Annotated in this window: 16 protein-coding genes; 14 read left to right on the plus strand and 2 right to left on the minus strand. The window is 42.2% G+C overall.

Features of this window, described 5'->3' with window-relative positions:
* The first annotated feature begins 171 nt into the window (after positions 1-171).
* The 5 genes from ASU35_RS03760 (at position 172) to ASU35_RS03780 (ending at position 6,569) form a co-directional block, all read left to right on the plus strand.
* Positions 172-1,458, plus strand: a complete 1,287-nt coding sequence (locus tag ASU35_RS03760) for an extracellular solute-binding protein (protein ID WP_058351726.1) — start codon at positions 172-174, stop codon at positions 1,456-1,458.
* Positions 1,459-1,547: 89 nt separating this feature from the next.
* Positions 1,548-2,936, plus strand: a complete 1,389-nt coding sequence (locus tag ASU35_RS03765; RefSeq protein WP_172794592.1) for a carbohydrate ABC transporter permease — start codon at positions 1,548-1,550, stop codon at positions 2,934-2,936.
* Complete coding sequence (locus ASU35_RS03770; protein WP_058351727.1) at positions 2,936-3,808, plus strand: sugar ABC transporter permease; 873 nt, start codon at positions 2,936-2,938, stop codon at positions 3,806-3,808. The genes ASU35_RS03765 and ASU35_RS03770 overlap by 1 nt, the downstream gene beginning before the upstream one ends.
* A 5-nt stretch (positions 3,809-3,813) precedes the next feature.
* Positions 3,814-4,590, plus strand: a complete 777-nt coding sequence (locus ASU35_RS03775; protein WP_058351728.1) for a TraX family protein — start codon at positions 3,814-3,816, stop codon at positions 4,588-4,590.
* 2 nt (positions 4,591-4,592) lie between these two features.
* Positions 4,593-6,569: an amylo-alpha-1,6-glucosidase gene (locus ASU35_RS03780; protein WP_058351729.1), complete on the plus strand. Its 1,977-nt coding sequence runs from the start codon at positions 4,593-4,595 to the stop codon at positions 6,567-6,569.
* A gap of 120 nt (positions 6,570-6,689) precedes the next feature.
* Here ASU35_RS03780 and ASU35_RS03785 read toward each other — a convergent pair whose 3' ends face one another.
* Both ASU35_RS03785 and ASU35_RS03790 read right to left on the minus strand, forming a co-directional pair.
* Positions 6,690-8,939, minus strand: a complete 2,250-nt coding sequence (locus tag ASU35_RS03785; RefSeq protein ID WP_058351730.1) for a DNA gyrase/topoisomerase IV subunit A — start codon at positions 8,937-8,939, stop codon at positions 6,690-6,692.
* Positions 8,940-8,951: 12 nt separating this feature from the next.
* Positions 8,952-10,883 carry a DNA gyrase/topoisomerase IV subunit B gene (locus ASU35_RS03790; protein ID WP_058351731.1) on the minus strand — a complete coding sequence of 644 codons (1,932 nt, stop codon included), beginning with the start codon at positions 10,881-10,883 and terminating at the stop codon, positions 8,952-8,954.
* A 151-nt stretch (positions 10,884-11,034) separates the two neighbouring features.
* Between ASU35_RS03790 and ASU35_RS03795 the strand changes: the two genes are divergently transcribed.
* From ASU35_RS03795 to purD, 9 genes are all read left to right on the plus strand, one after another.
* Positions 11,035-12,303: a diaminopimelate decarboxylase gene (locus ASU35_RS03795; protein WP_058351775.1), complete on the plus strand. Its 1,269-nt coding sequence runs from the start codon at positions 11,035-11,037 to the stop codon at positions 12,301-12,303.
* An 87-nt stretch (positions 12,304-12,390) separates the two neighbouring features.
* Positions 12,391-13,476, plus strand: coding sequence for a PfkB family carbohydrate kinase (locus ASU35_RS03800; RefSeq protein ID WP_058351732.1), 1,086 nt, complete (start codon positions 12,391-12,393; stop codon positions 13,474-13,476).
* Between the two features lie 36 nt (positions 13,477-13,512).
* The gene (locus tag ASU35_RS03805; RefSeq protein WP_058351733.1) at positions 13,513-14,436 is read left to right on the plus strand and encodes a pseudouridine-5'-phosphate glycosidase; all 924 of its coding nucleotides are present in this window, start codon (positions 13,513-13,515) and stop codon (positions 14,434-14,436) included.
* A 182-nt stretch (positions 14,437-14,618) separates the two neighbouring features.
* The gene (locus ASU35_RS19640) at positions 14,619-14,834 is read left to right on the plus strand and encodes a hypothetical protein (protein WP_058351734.1); all 216 of its coding nucleotides are present in this window, start codon (positions 14,619-14,621) and stop codon (positions 14,832-14,834) included.
* The gene (locus ASU35_RS03815; protein ID WP_058351735.1) at positions 14,824-17,796 is read left to right on the plus strand and encodes an FN3 associated domain-containing protein; all 2,973 of its coding nucleotides are present in this window, start codon (positions 14,824-14,826) and stop codon (positions 17,794-17,796) included. The genes ASU35_RS19640 and ASU35_RS03815 overlap by 11 nt, the downstream gene beginning before the upstream one ends.
* A gap of 213 nt (positions 17,797-18,009) precedes the next feature.
* A complete protein-coding gene (locus ASU35_RS03820; RefSeq protein ID WP_058351736.1) occupies positions 18,010-19,920 on the plus strand; it encodes an ATP-binding cassette domain-containing protein in 1,911 nt (636 codons plus the stop codon).
* Between the two features lie 593 nt (positions 19,921-20,513).
* The gene (gene purM, locus ASU35_RS03825) at positions 20,514-21,539 is read left to right on the plus strand and encodes a phosphoribosylformylglycinamidine cyclo-ligase (RefSeq protein ID WP_058351737.1); all 1,026 of its coding nucleotides are present in this window, start codon (positions 20,514-20,516) and stop codon (positions 21,537-21,539) included.
* Positions 21,533-22,156 carry a phosphoribosylglycinamide formyltransferase gene (gene purN / locus ASU35_RS03830; RefSeq protein WP_058351738.1) on the plus strand — a complete coding sequence of 208 codons (624 nt, stop codon included), beginning with the start codon at positions 21,533-21,535 and terminating at the stop codon, positions 22,154-22,156. Before purM ends, purN begins: the two co-directional genes overlap by 7 nt.
* Positions 22,157-22,208: 52 nt before the next feature.
* Positions 22,209-23,480, plus strand: a complete 1,272-nt coding sequence (purD, locus tag ASU35_RS03835; protein ID WP_058351776.1) for a phosphoribosylamine--glycine ligase — start codon at positions 22,209-22,211, stop codon at positions 23,478-23,480.
* The last annotated feature ends 4 nt before the right edge of the window (positions 23,481-23,484 follow it).

Below are 23,484 nucleotides of genomic sequence, written 5' to 3' on the forward strand. Positions count from 1 at the left end.
CTTTCTTGGTCATGTGAAATCAGCCCCTTTGCGAAAAGTTTTTATTCCTCAAAGCTGATTATAAACAAGACAAGGTTGACGATATGATAATTTTAAGGTAAAATATATACATACTTTTGGAAAAAATTACAAAGGTGTAGTTGGTAAATTTATTTTTTTAGGAGGGAAAAAATGAAAAAGAAAATTGCGATGCTGCTCATATGCACAATGGTAGCTGGTGTGCTTACCGCATGTGGCGGCGGGGACACAACTTCTGCCGATACAAAGGCAGAAACAGAGACAAGCAGTGAGGCTGAACAGGGGAAACAGGAGGTAGAAGACATTACTTTAACAGTATGGGGACCACAGGAAGACCAGGTGGATGATAATAGTTTCCTTCAGGTTGCTGCAAAACAATTCGGAGAAGCACATCCTGAATGGAATATTACATGGGAATTTGGTGTATGCTCTGAAGGTGATGCAGGGAAAAATGTTACACAGGATCCGACAGCCGCGGCAGATGTTTATATGTTTGCCAATGACCAATTAGGTACTTTAATTGAGGCTAATGCCATCGCAAAGCTTGGTGGTGATACATTAGAAGAGGTAAAAGCTACCAACTCTGAAACTATGGTGAAATCTGTTTCCGATGCAGAAGGTAATGTTTACGGTGTACCTTTCACTGGGAACACATGGTTCCTATACTATGATAAATCCGTATATAGTGAAGAAGATATTAAATCTCTTGATACTATGATGGATAAGGGCACAGTTGCATTCCCTGTTACAAATACATGGTATCTTCCGGCATTCTATTTCGCAGTAGGCGGAACAATGTTCGGTGATGGTACAGATGGTGCTGCAGGAATTACCTTTGGCGGCGAACAGGGTGCAAAAGCTACTACATATATTGCAGAAGCAATTGCCAGTGGAAAGCTGATTGATGATGCCAGTGGTGAAGGTCTTGACGGACTTCGCAATGGTACTGTAGCAGCTATTTTTTCAGGTACATGGGATGCGGCCAATGTAGCAGAAGCTCTTGGTGAAAACTACGGTGCAGCTTCCCTTCCATGCATTACCATTGATGGCAAAGAATTACAGCTGAAATCCTTCTCCGGTTCTAAGGCATATGGTGTAAACCCTAATTCCAAAAACATGAAAGCGGCGTATGCTTTAGCAGCCTGGTTAGGCTCTTCTGATATGCAGGCACTTCATTATGAGCTTCGTAATGGTGGTGTAGTTCCGTGTAATACAGCACTCCTTGCTACTGATGAATTTGTAGGCAATCCTGCTGCCCTTGCACAGGACGCTACAATTGCAAACACATCTATTCTTCAGCCATCTATCTCTGAAATGGGTGCTTACTGGTCAAATGCAGAGTCCATGGGTAAAGGTCTTGCAAATAATGAAATTACTGCAAAAAATGCAGCAGAAAAGACCGAGCTCTGGAACGAAGCTATTAACAATACTGGGCTGTAATTTGGACGGATACGTTTAGAGAGAAGGCACTGGCGGTGGTTAGATAGTTCTGACTGCCGCCTTTTTAAATAGAGAAGGGAGTTGATGGTGTGGTAAAGAAACAACTGAAAAAAAAGACGCCTGCTCTTTCGAAAAAGGTGAATCCTGATTCGCTAATCAGTGCGTTAAAAAATGGTAATCCAATTGTCTGGCTTTCCTGTCTGATTATGGGACTTGGAAATATTGCTATGGGACAGCTAATTAAGGGCTTCCTGTTTCTGGCAATTGAAATTGCTGTAATTTACTTTTTAGTAATGTCAAATGGTGGATTTTATTGGATTTCCATGCTTCCAAGCCTGGGAGACCGCCCTATGCAGGAAATATGGAATGATGACAAGGGGATTTATGAATATATTCAAGGGGATAATTCCCAATTAATTCTGCTTTATGGAATTGCGTCTATTTGCATTATTATTGTATTTATCATTATTTGGCGGACGTCTGTGTGCAGCGGCTATAAAGCATTAGACAGCAAGAGGAACCAAAAACATATACCGGGATTTATGGAAGATGTGAAGTCTCTTTTTGATGAAAATGTGCATAAGCTTTTAATGGCAACACCATTTACCTGTCTGCTTATTTTTACAATTCTGCCTCTTTTGTACATGATTTGTATGGCTTTTACGAACTATTCTAAAGAAGGCGATCATCTGGTGTTGTTTGATTGGGTGGGCCTTCAGAACTTTGAAATTTTGTTTTCTGCAAACTCTACGGTGGGTAAGCAATTTTGGAGTGTTCTTGGCTGGACGATTGTGTGGGCGATTTTTGCAACGTTCTTAAACTTTATTTTCGGAACACTTATGGCAATGGTTATTAACCGTAAGTCTATTAAATTGAAAGGCTTGTGGAGAGGCTGTCTTTCTATGACTATCGCTGTGCCGCAGTTCGTTTCACTGATGGTGATCCGTTCCATGATGCAGCCGGAAGGGATCATCAACCGTATGCTGATGAATAATGGTTATTCTAAGCTTCCGTTCCTGACAGATGCTACATGGGCGAGAGTTATGGTTATTATTGTTAATCTGTGGATTGGTATTCCATATACCATTATGCAGGTAACAGGTATTTTACAGAATATTCCTGAGGAGCAGTATGAGTCCTCACGTATTGATGGAGCAAATGTGGTGCAGCAGTTTGTACATATTACACTGCCTTATATGCTGTTTGTGCTGACACCTTATCTGATTACACAGTTTACTGGAAATATTAATAACTTTAATGTCATTTATCTCTTGACAAGAGGTGAGCCTGTAGCGGTAGGAAATACAGCGGGTGCGACAGACCTTCTGGTAACGTGGCTGTATAAGCTTTCAGTAGACCAGCAAAAATATAACATTGGTGCTGTAATCGGTATTTTTACCTTTATTGTGTTGACTGTTATTTCTTTAATCACGTATCGAAACAGCGGTTCTTACAAAGATGAGGAGGTATTAAAATAATGGCTAAAATGAAAAAAGGCGGAATGCGTCAGAAAAGAATGGCAGGAGATATCGCAATTTATATTTTTCTGATAATTGTTTGTATTATATGGATGCTTCCTTTCTTATGGCTTGTTATGCAATCCTTCCGGGATGGAAAGGGGCAGTTTATCAGTACCTTCCTGCCAACACAGTATACGTTAAATAATTATAAAGCACTATTTACAGAATTTAGTGTTATGAATTTCCCAAGAATGTTTATGAATACTTTTGTGATTGCATGCTTTACCTGCGTGATTAGTACCTTTTTTGTATTGTCTGTAGCGTATTGTACCAGCCGCTTGAAATGGAAAATGCGTAAGCCTTATATGAATATGGCGATGATTTTAAATCTGTTCCCGGGCTTTATGACCATGATAGCCGTATACTTTATTTTAAAGGCATTGGGAATGACGGAAGGTAACAAAATTCCATTGGCGCTGATTATTGTTTTCTCAGCAGGTGCCGGAACGCAGTTTTATGTTATGAAGGGGTATATGGATACTATTCCAAAGGCATTGGATGAAGCAGCAGCTTTGGATGGATGTACAAGATGGAAGATTTTTACAAAGATTACCCTGCCCCTTAGTAAGCCGATGATTGTATATCAGATTATTACTTCCTTTATGACACCATGGATAGATTTCGTATTTGCAAAGGTTATTGTTCGTACAGAATCAAAATATTTTACGGTATCCATAGGTTTGTGGAATATGTTAGAAAAGGAATATGTGGACACATGGTTTGTACGTTTCTGTGCAGGTGCGGTTCTGGTTTCCATTCCAATTGCAATCCTGTTTATGGTTACCCAGCGATTCTATAGAGAAGCAATGGGTGGAGCCGTTAAGGGGTAATATTTATGGATAAGCAAAGGGCTTTAAGGAAAAAAGGACTGGATAGAGGCGAGATTTTTCTTTTGGGAATGATATTTCTTACCCTTGGACTGCTTGGGAGAGGCCTTCTTCAGAACAGGGTCCTGGGAATTGGTACAATTTCGAATCAGGAGCTTTTACAGTCAATGGAGGATAACCGTCATATTATGTGGCTGGCATCGGGAGCACTTTTTTTACAAGGGATAGAGACCTGTGCTGTACCGATTTTTGCACTTCTCAGTATAGAAAAGATTCTGCATGCAGAAGATTTGAAGTATGATATGCTTTGGGTGCTAGGCGTAGCAATGCTTAGTGAAATACCTTATCATCTTGTCCTGGGAGGAAAAATCCTAGGCTGGGAAAAGAAAAATCCCGTATTTGGAATTTTCTTTGGTTTGCTTATGCTTTGGTTTTACCAACAATATCAGAAAAAGTCACTGAAGAATATAGTAGTTAGGATTACTCTGACTCTGGCGGCAGCTGGCTGGTGTTTGATGTTTCGCATAGAGCACGGAGGATGTCTTATATTTCTTATCTCTGTTTTTTGGATTTTTAAGGAAAAGCCAGCCTATCGGAATCTGGCTACCGCCCTGGCAGCAGCACTATGTAGCCTTGTTTCTCCATTTTTCTTAGTCTCCCCTATGGGCGTTATGGTAAATTATTTTTATAATGGGGAAGAGGGGAATTTGAATAGAAAGGTAAGGTATTTGGCATATCCGATGCTGTTGCTGGTTGTGTGGGTAATAGGTAAAGGAATTGATTAAAAATGAAAAAATATGTATTTGGCAGACAGGATTTTTCGAATCTACGAAGAGCACAGGAGAATTGCTTTTTGCTCACCAATGGTTTGGGAGGCTATTCTTCTGTGACAGCAGCAGCTTCTGTATTACGGTGTGATCAGGGAATTCTTGTGGCAGCAGCCAAGGCGCCCAATGAGAGAATTACCAAGGTGCATCGGATGAGAGAATCATTGCAGATGGGAGAAGAGAAAAGGATATTATCTACGCAGGAGTTTGCAGATGAAACACCGAAGGAAGAGGGGTTTCGATATATTTCCTATGTTTCCTATGAAAGAGTTCCGAGCTGGAATTACCATATAGAGGGAGTTTCCGTAAAAAAGATATTGGCTATAGGACGGGAAAAGAATACAGTAGCAGTGCTTTACACGTTAGAAAATCGTTCCCCGGATATAGCAGTGTTCTGTGTGGAGCCCTTCTTAAAATTTGCACCCAAGGAAGAAGCATTGCAGGAAGAAAAAGAGATTTCCTACAGGAAGGGAAGGGTGACAGACGGAAAGTATTCCATGTTTGTTCGAACGAATGGAAGAATAGAAGAGAAGGAAACATTTTGGCAGCTACTTTCCTATCCAGAGGATGAGAAGGATGGAAGACCGGGAAAGGGATTGTGTGCCTGTTGTTTTTCAATTTTGAAAGAAGTAAAGCCGCAGGAGATTGTAAGTCTGGAAATAGTATTTTCTGTAGAGGAGCTTCCACTTTCCGGTGAAGAAATCCTAAAGGAAACGGTTAGATACCAGGAAAGCCTTGAGGAAGCTCTGAAATTTTCAGATCCTGTTGCCAGAGAATTAGCAATCCGTGGTGATGATTTTATAGTCAGAAGAGATTCTACGAAGGGAAAGACAATTTTGGCTGGCTATCCTTTGTTTAGTGATTGGGGAAGAGATACCATGATTGCACTTCCAGGGTTGACCCTTTCTACAGGCAGATTTGAAGAGGCAAAAAGTATTTTAAAAACCTTTTTGACCTATGAAAGAGACGGCCTTATTCCGAATCTTTTTCCGGAAGGGGGAGAGGAGCCTCTATATAATACAGCCGACGCAGCACTTTTACTTCTTGACTGTATATGGCAGTATTATATAAAAACTGGAGATAAAGCCTTTGTAAAAGACGCATGGAGGAAAATGGAGCATATTATTGCCTGCTATCGCCAGGGAACCCATCATGGGATTCGGATGGATGAGGATGGTCTTATTTTTGCAGGAGAGGGCTTAGACCAGGTGACATGGATGGATGTGTGTGTGGAGGGGATACTTCCTACACCCCGGCATGGAAAGCCGGTAGAAATCAATGCTTACTGGTATAATGCACTGCGAATCATGGATACACTGGCAGCAGAATTTGGGTTTGAAAAAAAAGATTATCTGGAATTATCTGAAAAGGTGAGGCATTCTTTTAGAGAGAAATTTTTTATACAAGAAAGAGGGTATTTAAGGGATGTTTTGTGTGGAGGGAGAGCAGAAGAGCAGCTACGCTGCAATCAGCTTTGGGCGGTAGCTCAAAGCTTTACCATGCTTACGCCAGAGCAGGAGAAAAGTGTAATTGATACGGTGTATCAAAGACTTTATACCTCCTGTGGAATCAGAACTCTGGCAATAGAGGATCCGGAATTTCGCGAAGCTTATAGTGGAGTGCAAAAGGAGCGTGATATGGCATACCACCAGGGAACGGTATGGATATACCCTATGGGGGCATATTATCTTTCTTATCTTAAGGTACATGGATATTCTAAGGAGGCCGCCAGATATGTAAAAGAACAGTTAAATGCACTAGTTCCTATGTTAATACAGGGATGTGTCGGACAGCTTCCGGAAATCTATGATGGTAAATTTCCTGTGGATGGGAAGGGGTGCTTTGCACAGGCATGGAGTGTGGGAGAAATGCTGCGGGTTTATGAGAAACTGGAAGAGATCCAAAAAGATTCACTTGAAATATCTTCGTCCTTATGAAGCGTAAATGTCCTATTGCGTTTGGAAAGCATAAAAAAGGGTTGCCGATTTAAGAATTTTTGTTCGTTAAAGCGGCAACTCTTTTTAAAATCGTTATCAGCTATTTTAACTAATTTTTCTTCAAGTTAATTGGGCCCTTTGTCCCTTAGCTCCGCGTTTTCGATTGCGGATTTTTTTTGCATTGAGGATTTTACCGTCCCATAGGAAGGTTTCGGTATCCGCTGGAAGGCAGGTAGAAAAGGCAACGAAATCTTCCTTTTCCAATGTAATGGCTTTGACACCGCGGCTGGTCTTTTTGAGCTCTGATACCTCCTCCAGAGGAAACCCCAGGGAAAGGTGGCTTTGGGTAATTAAAATAACCTTGCAGTTACCGGAAAGAATGTCACTGGCAGAAAGCTGTGTAATACCTGCAATTTCATCTTCCTTATCAAGCTTGGTAGAGGCAATGACAGAACGGTTAGTTTCAAATTCAGCACCGGATACCAGCTTGATAAAGCCATTCTTTGTAGTAAATAAAAGCTGACTTTCAAAAAGCGCTTCAAAGGAGGAATAAAGAAGGATATCCTCCTTATCCACCTTGCATAGTGTATGAATTAGTGTACCCTTATCCTTAATCTTACAGCGTGGGATAGAAGAGGCCTTGACCTGGTACATATTACCCTGGGCTGTAAACAGACAGAGGCGGTCGGTATTTTGCATCGTTACAATGTGAGCATATTCCTTAAGGGTATCCTCGTTGACACGGGAAAGGGAAGGTGTATCTAAGGATTTGGTATAGCCGAAGCGGTCGATTAATATATTAATCTCCTCAATCTTTACCTCTTCCACATAGGCTGTATTTTCAATGTTCGTAAGCTGTGTTCGTCTTGGATAGGAAAATTGTTTTTTGTATTCCTTTAAGCGGAGCTTAATCTGTCTATGAAGCTCTTTTTTATCACCAAGAATTTTTTCATATTCCGCAATCGCAGCAGTCAGGGAATCTCCTTCCTCATGAAGCTTTAAAATTTCCAGACCAATTAATTTGGAAAGGGGCATAGAGAGGATGGCATCTGCCTGACGTTCAGTGAAATTCATCCGGGTAGCCTCCAGCTTGGACTCATAGGATTTAAAATGGATATCCGTGATATTTCCTTCTGTTAAGCATGCCTTCGCCTGCTTAACGGAAGAGCTTCCACGGAGAATTTCAATAATCAGGTCAATAACATCCGTTGCCCGGATAAGACCATCGACGATTTCCAACCGGTTTCGGGCTTTTTTTAGCTGATATTCGTATTCCTTTGTATAAAGAATCTCCTGGAAACCGATAAATTCACGGAGCATAGCTGGAAGGCTGAAGGTAATCGGCTGCTGTTCCTTGACAGCAAGGAGATTAACACTGTAGGTATCCTCCATAGTGGTTTTTTTATACAGGCCATTTAAGAGGTTTTCTACATCACGGTCTTTTTTTACTTCAATTACAATGCGGATACCCTCCTTGGAGGACTCGTCCCGCACATCGTAGATTTCATCGAAAACCTTGTCTTTCATCAGTGCAGAGAGGCTTTCTACCAGCTTGGTTTTGTTGCCGGCGGTAGTATAAGGAATCTCGGTGATAATAATATTGGTTCTACCATAGTCTCCTTTTTCAAGCTCTGTTTTAGCACGGATTTTAAGGCGACCCTCGCCGATGGCATAAATATCCTTGATTGCCTCTTCATTGACGATAATGCCACCAGTTGGAAAATCCGGACCCGGAATATAGTGCATCAGCTTTTCCAGAGAAATATCGGGATTATCCAGACAGGCAATAGCACCGTCGATGACCTCGCCCGGATTATGAGGAGGAATGTTGGTTGCCATGCCTACAGCGATACCGGTAGTTCCGTTAATCAAAAGATTTGGAAGCATAGAAGGCAGCACTGCCGGTTCCTGCTCGCTTTCATCAAAGTTTGGAAGAAATTCCACCAGCCCCTTATCCAGGTGGGAAAGCATGGTCATGGCAGCAGAGGAAAGACGGGCTTCGGTATATCGCATGGCAGCTGCACCATCACCGTCGATGGAGCCGAAGTTTCCATGACCGTCTACTAAAGGCAGTGAAAGAGAGTAATCCTCGGTCATATGCACCAGGGCATCGTAGATGGAGCTGTCACCATGAGGATGATATTTACCCATGGTATCGCCGACGATTCTGGCACTTTTACGGTGTGGCTTGTCCGGAGACAGTCCCAGCTCGTTCATTGCAAAAAGGATTCTTCTTTGGACCGGCTTTAAACCATCCCGCACATCCGGCAGGGCTCTGGCGATAATAACGCTCATGGCATAATCGCGGTAAGAGGTTTTCATTTCCTCTGAAAAATCCAGCTGTATAATATTTTCCTGTGTCTTACTCATAGCTTATCCTTTCTAAATATCAAGTCTTGCGTACTTTGCTTCCTCCATAATAAACTGACGTCTAGGAGGGACATTGCTGCTCATCAAAGTGGTAGTAATCTCATCAGCCTCTACGGTGTCGCTGATGGATACCTGAGCGAGAATACGGGTTTCCGGATTCAGCGTAGTTTCCCAGAGCTGCTCGGCATCCATTTCACCAAGCCCTTTGTAACGCTGCACGTTTAATATTTTATTTCCCGGTATCTTTTTAAACTTTTCCAGCTCAAAATCATTGAAAATGTACCGGGCTTCTTTTTTCTTTTTCTTCTTGTCGGTGGCTTCGTATTCCACCCGGTAAAGTGGTGGAAGACCACGGTAAATCTTACCTTCGTTAATCAGCTCCGGCATAAACCGGTAGAAGAAGGTTAAAAGCAGAGTGCTGATGTGGGCTCCGTCGACATCGGCATCGGTCAGAATAATAATCTTATCATAGCGGAGCTTATTGATATCAAAATCATCTCCGATACCACAGCCGAAGGAGGCAATCATGGATTTGATTTCATTATTTAAAAGTATTTTTTCCAGAGTAGCCTTTTCCACATTAAGAATTTTTCCACGCAGCGGAAGAACAGCCTGAGTACGGCGGTTTCTGGCAGTTTTTACCGTACCTCCCGCAGAATCACCCTCGACAATGTAAACCTCACATTCCTCCGGCTTCTTAGAAGAACAGGATGCCAGCTTGCTTCGGGTATCTACATCATTTAATTGCTTTAATACGGCATTTCTTGCCTTATCACCGGCCTTTCTGGCATTGTAGGATTTCATGGAATTATCCAGGATTTTCTTTAATTCTTCTACGTTTTTATCGAAGTATCGTTGTACCTCCTGGGTAAATACATCCTCTACTGCACTTTTGGCATCGGTGTTGCCAAGCTTGGTTTTGGTCTGACCTTCAAACTGCGGATCCGGGTGCTTGATAGAAACAATGGCTACCAGCCCATTACGGATGTCTTTGCCATCAAAGTTTTCGTCCTTTTCCTTTAGAACACCCAGCTCTCTTGCGTACTGGTTCATAACGCGGGTCAGGGCTGTTTTAAAGCCGGTAACCAGAGTGCCGCCGTCTACAACGTTGATACGGTTGCAGTACGCATTAATCTGCTCGGAAAAGCTGGTGGTATATTGAAAGGCCAGTTCTACCTCAATATCACCGCTTTTTCCCTCGGCATAGACTACTTCACTGTGAAGAAGCTCTGCATCACGGTTTAAGTAAGCAACGAAGCTTTTAATACCATCGACTTCATGATAGGTAATGTCCTCTTCATTTATTTCATCGACAAAATGAAGAGAAAGATTCTTATTTAAAAAAGCCATTTCCTTTAATTTCTTTTTGATGGTTTCCGGCTTAAATTCTGTGGTTTCAAAAATAGTGTCATCCGGGTAAAAGGTTACCTTGGTTCCGGTGTCAGATTTATTGCATTTCCCCACAACAGGCAAAAGACCATTTTCCAGCTTCACGGTCGGATGACCGCCATTTTCGTATTCATCACGGTAGATATGTCCGTCTCTTCGTATTTCGACAATCATTTTGGTAGAAAGGGCATTTACAACGGATGCACCTACACCGTGAAGACCGCCGGATACCTTATAGGCACTGCCACCAAATTTGCCTCCGGCGTGCAGGATCGTGTAAACCACCCGGACAGTAGGTATTTTTTTTGTCGGGTGGATATCCACCGGGACTCCACGGCCATAATCGCGAATGGTAATGCCGCCGTCCCTTTGCAGGGTAATATCTATCTGGGAGCAGAAGCCGGCAAGATGCTCATCGATGCCATTATCCAAAATCTCCCATATTAAATGATGAAGACCGCGACTGCCAGTGCTTCCGATATACATACCAGGGCGCTTGCGGACAGCCTCCAGTCCCTCCAGAACTACAATTTGACTTCCGGTATACTGTTCCATATTCTTCCTCCATAGCTTTATACCATTAAAAATAATCACTTTTTGAAGTATAACATAATTGGAAAAAATACGCAAACGCAAGAAAAAAATCTTGCATTGATAAGAATTTAGTGCTATAGTAACACCTAAAAAAGAATTGAAAAAGGAGGACATCATGAAGACACCATTTGTAACCTTAGAGCAGGTAAAAGAAATTACAAAGACCTATCCAACGCCTTTCCATCTTTACGATGAAAAGGGCATCCGGGAGAATGCGCGAAAGCTTAACCAGGCCTTTGCCTGGAACAAGGGATTTAGGGAGTACTTTGCAGTCAAGGCAACGCCCAATCCATTTCTGCTCAAAATATTAAAGGAAGAAGGGTGTGGAGCAGACTGTTCCTCCTTAACGGAGCTGATGCTTTCTGAGGCAGTAGGTCTTACCGGACATGATATTATGTTTTCTTCCAATGTAACACCGCCGGAGGAATATAAAAAGGCCTATGAGCTGGGAGCGTACATAAATCTGGATGACTATACCCATATTGATTTTCTGGAGAAGCTGACCGGTATTCCGGAGACAATTTTCTGCCGGTATAACCCGGGCGGCGTCTTTGGCATGGGAACGGATATTATGGATACACCGGGAGAAGCAAAATATGGCTTTAAAAAGAACCAGCTTTTAGAAGGTTTTCTTCGCCTTAAAAGAATGGGGGCAAAGCATTTTGGAGTACATTCTTTCCTGGCAAGTAATACAGTATCCAATGACTATTATCCGGAGCTGGCACGGATTTTATTCGAGCTGGCAGTAGAAATTAAAGAAAAGACCGGCATAAGCCTTGAGTATATCAATCTTTCCGGTGGCATTGGTGTACCGTATTATCCGGATCAGAAGCCAAATGATATTATGGTTATTGGTGAAGGGGTAAGAGAAAAATTCGAGGAGATTTTAGTGCCGGCAGGACTTGGAAATATTGCATTGTTTACTGAGCTTGGACGTTTTATGCTGGCACCCTATGGCTGTCTGGTAGCCCGGGCAATTCATGAAAAGCATACCTACAGAGAATATATTGGTCTGGATGCCTGTGCAGTAGACCTGATGCGTCCAGCTATGTATGGAGCATATCATCATATTACCGTGCTTGGAAAGGAAAATGAGCCTTGTGAGCATTTTTATGATGTAACCGGCTCTCTTTGCGAAAATAATGATAAGTTTGCAGTAGAGCGAATGCTGCCGGAAATTAACGTAGGAGATTACCTTGTGCTTCACGATACTGGTGCCCATGGCTATGCAATGGGATACAATTATAATGGAAAGCTAAAGCATGCAGAGCTGCTTTTAAAGGAGGATGGCAGTGTACAGCTGATTCGCCGCCCGGAGACGCCAAAGGATTATTTTGCTACCTTTGATTTCTGCGATGTATTAAAGGATATAAAATACTAAATAGGAATTGCAAAAAGAGGAAACATATGATAATATATAAACACAAGTTTATAAAATAAACAAAAGCTTAAATAGGGAGGCGAGAATATGACAGGACGCGAGGAGGAAATCTTTGAATGGATTAAAGAGAATCCGATGATTTCCCAGCAGGAGATAGCTGACCGTGCCAACATTACCCGTTCTTCCGTAGCTGTCCATATTTCCAATCTGATGAAAAAGGGAAAGATAAAGGGAAAGGGCTATGTAGTCTCTGAGGAAAGCTATATTACGGTTATTGGCGGGGCCAATATGGATATATCGGGAACGCCGGCATCATCGCTTTTGATGGGAGACAGTAATCCTGGACGTATCAGCATCAGCCGTGGAGGCGTTGGGCGTAATATTGCAGAAAATCTCTGCCGCCTGGGTGAGCAGGTGGAATTCATTACGGTTCTGGGGGATGACCTCTATGGACAGGAAATTATGCGAAGCTGCCGGGAGCTGGGGATTGGGATGAAACATACCCTGGTAGCACCGGGAGAAAATACATCCACCTATCTTTGTGTGAATAATGAAAAGGGAGAGATGGAGGTTGCGGTCAATGAAATGGATTTGTACCGACTTCTGACTCCTGAATATCTGGAGACAAAGCTGCCTGTAATTAACCGGGGAGAGCTTCTGGTGATTGACGCGAACCTGACAGAGGAGGCAATTTTATTTCTTGCCAGGCATTGCAGCGTACCGATTCTGGCAGAGCCGGTATCAGCAGCAAAGACAAGGAAGCTGCTTCCGGTATTGGATAAGCTTTATGGAATTAAGCCAAACCGCCTGGAGTTAGAAACCCTGACCGGAATTATGATTAATTCGGAGGAAAGCCTTAAAAAAGCTTCACAGGAGCTTTTGAAAAAGGGTGTTAAGGAGGCCTATATTTCTCTAAGTAATAAGGGTGTACTTTCAGTAGACGCAGAAGAAACTTTACAGCTTCCATGTATGGAATGCAAGGTGGTCAACAGTACCGGCTGTGGTGATGCTTTTATGGCGGCAGCAGCCTGGGCGACAGTGAGAGGCTTAAGTCTTGAGGAAAAGACCAGAGCGGGTCTGGCAGCTTCGGCTATCTGCATTGAAGCAGAGGGAGCAATCAGCACCTGGCTGAAGGAAGAAACCTTAGTAAGTAAGATACAGGAAAATAAATAGGGCTTGCACAAAGAATGTGCGGAAATGGAGGAAAATATGAATTTAGAAAAGTATTTAAGCGTATCGGAAGAAGTAAAGCAGGCACTGGCTGAAGGAAAGCCGGTAGTAGCACTGGAGTCTACCATCATTTCTCATGGTATGCCATATCCAAAGAATGTAGAGACTGCCCTTGAGGTAGAGAGAATTGTACGGGAAAACGGAGCTATTCCTGCAACGATCGCTATTATTCAGGGAAAGATGACAGTTGGTATTTCCAGGGAGCAGATTGAATATCTGGGTAAAAAGGGACTTTCTGTACCTAAAGCAAGCCGCCGTGACCTTCCGGTGCTTTTATCCAAGGGAATGGATGGAGCAACTACTGTTGCAACTACTATGATTGCAGCCTCTCTGGCTGGTGTTAAGATATTTGCTACCGGCGGTATCGGTGGTGTTCACAGAGGTGCAGAGACTACCATGGATATCAGTGCTGATTTAGAGGAACTGGCTATGACAGATGTAGCTGTTGTATGTGCCGGCTGCAAGTCTATCCTGGATATCGGCCTTACCTTAGAGTATCTGGAAACCAAAGGAGTTACCGTTATTGGATATGGTACAGAGGAGCTTCCTGCCTTCTATACCATCCACAGCGGCTTTAAGGCAGATTACCGTCTGGATACTCCGGAAGAAGTGGCGAAAGCCTTCCATGCAAAGCAGGATTGTGGCTTAAAGGGAGGTATGCTGATTGGTAATCCGATTCCAGAGCAGTATGCTATGGACTTAGATTACATTAATTCTAACATCGATGCAGCAGTTAAAGAATGTGAGGAGCTTGGTATCAAGGGTAAGGATACGACACCATTCTTATTAGACAAGATTCAGAAGCTGACTGGTGGAAGCAGTCTGGAGGCTAATATTCAGCTGGTATATAATAATGCAGCAGTCGGAGCTAAGATTGCAAAGGCTTATGCAGAAGCAAAATAAAATTAAGAAGGGGCTGTAAAAACAGCCTTGAAATGAGGTCTTTGCTCACAATTGTGGACAAAGACCTTTGTTTCGATCAGACGATGATCTATCCTGAGGATATGTCAGACTAAATATCAGTGACATTACGCAAAAGCCATCAGGCACAGTATCTTGTGAGTGAGAGCACAGGAGAGTGTCAGGTGGCTTTTTTACGCGTTGTATTTTTGGCATGCAGTCAAAACGAAGACCAGTGTTTCGGTGTTGCAGACGAAGCCAAAAGGGTGTATAATTACATAGAAAAGGCATTTGTCAGAGCGATTAGAAAGCAATCGGGTAAATCGCAGCCTCATGGCTTTCTTTTTGCTCTGGCCATCAACAATCAACAACAAAAGGAGGAACCTAGAAATGAAACGTAAAAGTTTACTGACCAAATCTCTGACACTGGGACTTGCCCTAGCAACCGCGGCGGCATCGATGAGCACACCCGGCGGACTTGTGGTGCCGGTGACGGCGTATGCACAGGAGGACACGCAGAACACGCCTACAAATGATTCTGATTCTACGGCAGACAAAAAAGAGCTTACCGGAACTGTAAAACTTGAAGGAACAATGACTGTCGGAGAGACATTGACGGTGACTGTAGAGGGTGGCGATGCCAGCAGTGAAGGATATGAATATTTCTGGTATAGAGTGGGGATTGCGGACGGAAAGGAGCTGTCAGCAGGAGATATTCATGGCGCAGAAAATAATAAATATACATTACAAGTAGCCGATGCCGGATGTAAAATCTGGGTAGGGGTTCGACATAAGGATCGTAGCGGATTTTTGGATAAGAAGACAGATGAGATAGTCGCATTGAAGGAGTGCAAGATTTCTTTAGGCGAAGCGGCAAGCGTTTTCGGTGAGGTTACAGAGCCTTATGGAAAGAAGTCACTTGCGGTCACCATCCCCGAAGCGGCAAAATCTGAGCCGGTTGAGTATAGTGTAGACGGAGGGAAAACATGGGAAGATCTTTCCGTTGCTTCAGACTCAGGCAAAGCGTCTATTCCTTTGGCAAATAAGGCGTATCTTACTGAGACCATTTGGGTTCGCGTAAAACAGAATAATACCACAGGAACAGCAGCAAGCGCTCCTGTAAAATATGCGAAGCCTATCAGAGCTACTCTGATACTGGGTATATCAATTGATAATGCGTTGAAGTACGGGGAAGAAATTACTGCGAAGGTAGAATTCATCTACGAGGAACAGAAGGATGCTGCACTCAAGTATCAGTTTTATTATGTGAAGAATGGACAGACTACTCCGATTGGAGCTGCAAGCTCGACAGCTACTCTCAAATTGGACAAGGCAGACTATATTGGTGCTAAGATCAAAGTGAAAGTGACAGCGGAGGGCTATGATGGCCAGGCTGAACTCACGACAAATGCGACTGTGGGAAAGGCAGATGCGCGTCCGGTCGCTGATCCTTCTATTGAAAGCAAAGAGCAAAAGGATGAAACCTACACTTACACGCTGACAGCTATGGACGGTGCAGGCGCAAAGTATGCAGTGATAGAAGGTACTTATGCAACTGTTCAGGAAGCGCAAACTGCTCAAAAGCATATTCAATGGAAGAATGAGAGGGCATTTGACGGCTTAGAAGCAAACAAAGCTTACACGTTCTTCGTCACCTATGATCAGCAAGATACTACACATGAGCTGAGCGAGATCAAGTACCTGAATGTCACAGTAGATAAGCTCAAGCATCCTGCACTGACGTTAAAGGTGACAGTTGAGCCAGAGGGTGGAGACGGAGATAAGAAGGTTACTATTGGGAAAGTAGATGGTGCGGAGTATAGCTTTGAAGGCGATGAAGCCGATAAGTATAAGGGAGGAGACTCTGACAATGAGCGTACTTTCAAGAAAGATGAGATTGATACAAATCCTATCATCACCGTTGCCATCCGCTATAAGGTCGATGAGAGGTATGAGGCAACTGCTTCGCTGAAACGGACGTTCGATCTGAGAAAGGAGATACAGGAGGCTCCGAATGCTGCAGGAGTCACATTTTTGCTAAATGCAGACAAGACAAAGTACATGCTCAGGATCGCAGACCCTAATGATCTGAATGGTGCAGCAGCAGAGTATAGTCTTGATGGTCAGACATTTAAGGCAAAGGCTGAGATAGAAAAAAAGGAGTTTGGCGCCAATGAGACCATTCATCTGTATGTCAGAAAGAAAGAAACCGAATCGAAAAATGCATCCGGTGTAGTTCTTACAACAAAGACTACCGGGAAGGCATCAGCAGCGCCGACAATTACAGGTAAAGACAACGCAGCTACCTTCAAGGACACGCTTGAGGTGACGTTGGAAGCTTCTGCCGGCTCTGATATTTACTATACGACAGACGGCTCAAATCCGACGATTTTTTCTAAAAAATATGGCGCTCCGTTTTCAATCAGCGAAACGACAACTGTCAAGGCAATCACTGTAGAAAATGATAAGATTGCAAGTTCTGCTACGAGCGAGACCTTTACGAAGGAGAGTGCACCTGTGGATCCTCCAAGCTACGGCGGTTCTGCCACAACGATGGATGACAAGAAGAAAGACGGTGCGACAGAGACTAAAACTGAGACGAAAAAGGACGGCACACTGGTGACCACGACTGAGACAAAGGCCGAGGATGGATCTGTGACTGCAACGGTAGAGTTGAAGAACGATGCCGCAGGCGTAAAGGCAACGGTGAATGTAGCTAAGGATGCAGACGGAAATATAACGGAGGCAAAGGCAGCCGTTACACAGACATCCGCGGATCAGACGGCTAGACTCTCAGCAGGTCTCATCGCACAGATCACAGAGGCAGCAGGCACGAAGGCTGTAGAGATCAAAACAAAGATCGTTGATGCCAACGGAAATGCTGTATGCAGGCTGACGGTAGATGCGGCAGAGCTGACCGCAGGAAAGAAGATGGCAGTCTTAAAGATCGACGATAGGACCGGAGAGATGACTTTGGTCAATAAGATCATCTATGAAGTAGAAGCAGACGGCAGCATTGATGTGAGTGGTCTCAAAAAAGCAAGCTATGTACTCGTGAACACGAGTGAGGCGGATGCCCTCAGCAAAGCAGTATTAAAGACTGTGAAGCTGAAGACAGCGAAGAAGAGCGTGGTTGTAGGCAAAAAGACAAAGGTTACGCTGGATGGTGGTTTGAACATGGCGAATGTAAAAAAGATCACCTATAAAACGAGCAAGAAGTCTGTTGCTACAGTTAACAAGAGCGGTACGATCACAGCTAAGAAAGCCGGAAAAGTGACCGTTAAGGCTACCGTTACCTTAAATAACGGAAAGACAAAGACTGTACAGATGACAGTTACAGTAAAAGTTTCGAATAAGAAGTAATGAACGGAAATCACACTGCCGGAGAACGGTTTTTAGCGGTTCTTTGGCAGTGTACTGTAATTTGAAGATATAGTAGAGCATATGTGCTAGATATTTGTTTTCTGATTATGACAGAAGGGAGTTATTTATGAAAGAATTGCCATATCTATCTGTAATAGACTTCCAGAGACAACAATATATAAAATTATTGGACTGGAAGGAGCTGATTAGCAAGTGATTGATTTTTATAAATTTGTTTTTGCGCGAATAGAGCGTAAGTATAAAGTTTTTTTTGTATTTCTTACCTTATTGCTATTCGTTCTTCCAGTAACACAGATATTAGTTCCAATTATACAAAAGAAAACTATTGATGTAGTAATGAATGGTGATACATTTGAAAATGAAATCATTCTTATTTGTATTGTCAGTTTTATTGGAATTGCCATCGAATTATTGGCTGTCTGTATTCAAAACAGTATACTTTTTTATCTTGAACGAAAGCTGCAGTTTGAAATGATTATTTCTGCTCTTCTCCAAAAGAATAAGATTATTAAGGAACGAGGAGCAGGAGCTTATATGGTGTCTTTATTTGGAGATACTGAGCATATTGCGAGGATTATTTATAATAATAGTTTTGCAACAGCAATTCAGGTGATGGCAACAATATTCATGCTTTTTTACTCACTAAAGTGGTCTACTTTTTTTGCACCATTAATAGTATTTTCCTATTTGTTGCTTCTAGCAAGTAATTTTTTTTGTGGCCGGTATCATAGCTCTAGGTTTTCCCAAGGGCGAGAGAAGGTTATGGAGATTAATCCCAAGGTTTTGGAATTGATTGAGAACAGAATAACCGTATTGGGGTACGGTAATGCAAATGAAAGAATAGAAAATTTGAGAGAAGACTTTGAAACTAGAGACGGGTATTTTAAAACAGCATCAGTAATTGAAGAGTTATCCGTTCTTTTTAATTCAGCCATAAAGACGATTTCGATGGTTCTTTTTTTTATTATTTCTATGATACAGATTAATAACTCGTTAATGAGTTTATCTTCCTTTGTTGCTTTGTTGACGTGCTTTTCATATGTTTTTTTACCAGTTAATTCTATTAAGGCAATTATTATGGGTATTGAAAAGTATAAGATAATGAAAAGTAAAATTGAAGCTGGGTTGCTACGATCAGCTAATAATTATCTTCCTCGTGATAATTCGCTGGTAATGAGCAGTTGCTCTTTTGGATATAATAAAGATGAGCTGACGGTCAAAGACATAACAATAGATTTTTCAGAAAAAGTAGGAATAGTTGGTCTTTCAGGCAAGGGTAAATCAACTATTGTTGGAATATTATATGGTGAAAATATACCAATATCCGGATGCTGCACATGTGGAATGGTAGATACTGATAAGATACATAAAAATATTATTTATTCCATTATTAGATACTACAAACAAGATTCTGACTTTTTTGATGAAGACTTACTGTATAATATAACTCTTGGTAAAGAGGGAGTATCCTATGAAGAATACAGATTGATAGTTAAGAATACTTTCGAAGAACTAAATAAATTTGTTAAATCTCAGGGAAAGGAGGGGGAAGCAAATGTAATATTTGAGTTGTTCTTTGTAGGAGGATGTGAGTATTATAAGAAGGGAAATATTGAGAATGTTTACCGAGAGCTAATTGATTTATCTCAGGAGCAAATTTTGATGTTGGCAGAGGTTTATGCTTCTAAATGCTATTACGTACGTGAAAAGTATATAGCATTAATTCGTGATTTGAATATAGAAGGATTAGGTAACAGAAGAATAGGAAGACGGGGAGAAAGAATATCCGGAGGAGAAAAAAACAGAGTGGCATTAGCTAGATTTTTACTTCCTGAATATGGTAAATATTATGTTATAGATGAACCCTTTACTAGCTTGGATGTAATAAATGAGAAGGAATGCTTCGAGGTTTTAATTAAGTATACAAAAAACATGACAGGTGTTCTTATTTCGCATAAAATGAATATCATTAGTCAATGTTGTAATAAAATATATGTTGTGGATAATAATACAATTTGTGGCTTCGGAACTCATGAGTATTTATTAAAAACAAATGATCTGTATCGTAAATTAAATAATAATGAGAAAATCAAGCTTCTGTAGATAAAACCGTGATAGATGCCGTTAATGTGGATGTTGCTGAATCGCACCCGTCAACAAGAATAGAAGCATATCCGATTCATTTGAAATGGGAGATGTAGAATAATTCTTAGATTGAAGAAAGCACCAGATGATTTGTATTGTCCTTTGGTGCTTATTATAAATTCCTTCCATGGTACTGTATTGTTACTACATAAACTGTTTTGTTTGGTTCTTCAATGCGAAAAATGATGATATAGTTATCAATCAATAACTGTCCGTAACCCATTATTCTACTATAAAAAGGAAGTTGGTTTTATAAAATAAGCATAGTGATGAGCATCGTAATTTTAGGAGTAATGTTCGCTGTGTGAAAGGATTGTAGTTATATTGATAAATGCGAAGGAAGTCAGCATTGCCGGTGCAATACACCTGATGTATACGAGGTGATAGAACGCATTCAAAAGGAGAGGAGATAGAGGTCATTGGGTTTCATAAGAAGTATTAATAACTACCATTAGAAATCCATAGTAGAAAAGAGCTGTTAAATAAGGTAAAATGTAAGCAGCTTATAAAATACAAATGTTGGCCGTTGACCCGGCAGGATGGAGGAAATAATGGATTACAAGAGTGCAGGAGTGGATATTGAGGCAGGCTATCGTTCCGTAGAGCTTATGAAGAAGCATGTACAGGAGACCATGAGAAAAGAGGTTTTAACAGGCCTTGGTGGATTTTCAGGAGCCTTTTCCATGGACAGCTTTAAGAATATGGAGCATCCTACCTTAGTATCTGGTACGGATGGCGTAGGTACTAAGCTTAAGCTGGCTTTTGAGCTGGATAAGCACGATACCGTAGGTATTGACTGTGTAGCTATGTGTGTCAATGATATTGCCTGTGCAGGTGGTGAACCGTTATTTTTCCTTGATTATATTGCCTGTGGCAAGAATATGCCGGAGAAAATTGCTACGATTGTAAGCGGTGTGGCAGAGGGCTGTAAACAGGCAGGAGCTGCCTTAATTGGTGGCGAGACTGCAGAGATGCCGGGATTTTATCCAGTAGATGAATATGACCTGGCAGGCTTTGCTGTAGGTATTGTAGACCAGAAGGAGCTGATTACCGGAGCTGATTTAAAGGAAGGGGATGTACTGGTGGGCATTGCCTCCTCCGGCATTCACAGCAACGGCTATTCTCTTGTGCGAAAGGTTTTTGATATTAAAAAAGAGGTATTAAATGCATATCATGAGTCTCTTTCCACTACTCTGGGTGAGGCACTTTTAACCCCAACGAAAATTTATGTAAAGGCATTGAAGGCATTAAAGGACGGCGGTGTTACCGTAAAGGCCTGCAGCCATATTACCGGTGGTGGCTTTTATGAGAATATTCCGAGAATGCTTCCAGAGGGTATCCGTGCTTTTGTAAATGTTGGAAGCTATACGGTACCGGCTATTTTTAAAATGCTCCAGAAGGACGGCGGTATTTCGGAGGAAATGATGTACAATACCTATAACATGGGTATCGGTATGATGGTTGCTGTTGAGCCGGAGGAGGCTGATAAGGCAGTGGCACTTCTTAAAGCTGCCGGGGAGACTGCTTATATCGTTGGTGAAGTTAAGAAGGGTGAAAAGGGAGTGACCTTATGCTAAGGCTGGCAGTGCTGGTAAGCGGCGGTGGAACAAATCTGCAGGCCATTATTGATAAAATTGAGAATAAGACTATAAACGGTGCCGAAATTGCCGTTGTTATCAGTAATAAAAAGGATGCCTATGCCTTAGAGCGTGCTAAAAATCATGGAATTGAGGGAAAATGTATTTCTCCTAAGGATTATGGACACCGGGAGGCTTTTAACCAGGCTCTTTTAGAAGCCCTGGAAAGCTATCAGGTGGATCTGGTGGTGTTGGCAGGCTATCTTGTTATTGTACCGGAAAATGTGATTAGGCGGTATCGGAACCGGATTATTAACATTCATCCCTCCCTGATTCCTTCCTTCTGCGGAGACGGCTATTATGGCCTGAAGGTTCATGAGGCTGTTCTGGCAAAAGGCAATAAGGTGACGGGAGCTACAGTGCATTTTGTAGATGAGGGCACGGATACCGGCCCGATTATTCTTCAGAAGGCTGTGCATGTGGAGGAAGGCGATACACCAGAGATTCTCCAGAAAAGAGTTATGGAGCAGGCGGAGTGGAATATTCTGCCGGAGGCGATTAACTTAATTGCAAATGATAAAATTGAAGTAGTTGACAATCTTGTACGAAGAAAATAAAAAAGGCAGATGAGGAAATATGTGGATTGTACCAGGGAAAAAAAAGGCCTATATGAAGGTCCTGATTGTAGGAAGCGGTGGACGTGAGCACGCCATTGCAGCTAGTGTGGCAAAGAGCCCATTAGTTAAAAAAATCTATTGTGCACCAGGCAATGCAGGGATTAGTGAGCTGGCAGAATGCGTGGATATTGGTGCAATGGAGATGGAAAAGTTAGCAGATTTTGCAGAAGAAAAGGAAATTAATTTAACCATTATCGGTATGGACGACCCGTTGGTAGCGGGTATTGTGGATGTCTTTGAAAAGCGGGGACTTCGTGTATTTGGACCAAGAAAGAATGCAGCAATTTTAGAGGGTTCTAAGGCGTTTTCTAAGGATTTGATGAAAAAATACAATATTCCGACGGCAGCCTATGAAACCTTTGACAATGCTGAGGCTGCCTGCGAATATTTGGAAACAAGCGAATATCCTATCGTTTTAAAGGCAGATGGACTAGCTCTTGGAAAGGGCGTGCTAATCTGCAATACAAAGGAAGAGGCAAAGGATGGCGTAAAGACGCTTATGCTGGATAAACAGTTTGGCTCTGCCGGAGATAGGATTGTAATTGAGGAATTTTTAACCGGCCGTGAGGTTTCTGTACTTTGCTATTGTGATGGAACCCATATCCTTCCTATGACCTCTGCTCAGGATCACAAGAGAGCAAAGGATGGTGACAAGGGCTTAAATACCGGTGGTATGGGAACCTTTTCTCCAAGCCCTTTCTATACACCGGAGGTAGATGAATTTTGTAAGAAATATGTATACCAGCCGTCTATGGATGCAATGAAGGCAGAAGGACGGGACTTTACCGGTATTATGTTCCTGGGATTGATTTTGACGGAAAAGGGCCCAAGAGTGTTAGAGTACAATGCCCGTTTTGGTGATCCGGAGGCTCAGGTGGTGCTGCCGCGGATGAAGAATGATATTATTGAGGTGATGAATGCCTGCATTGATGGCCAGCTGGACAAGATTGAGCTGGAGTTTGAGGATAATGCAGCTGTTTGTGTTATTTTAGCATCTGATGGCTACCCGGAGAAGTATGAAAAGGGCAAAGTGATAAGCGGTCTTGAAAACTTTGAGGACAAGGAGGGCTACTATGTATTCCATGCCGGGACAAAGAAAACGGACGAAGGCATTGTGACTAACGGCGGACGTGTCCTCGGTGTAACTGCAAAGGGAAAGGACTTAAAGGAAGCGAGAGCTAATGCCTATGAAGCAACGAGATGGATTGATTTTTCCAATAAATATATGAGAAACGATATTGGAAAAGCCATTGATGAGGTATAGACAA

The organism is Acetivibrio ethanolgignens, assembly GCF_001461035.1.
GTDB lineage: Bacteria > Bacillota > Clostridia > Lachnospirales > Lachnospiraceae > Velocimicrobium > Velocimicrobium ethanolgignens.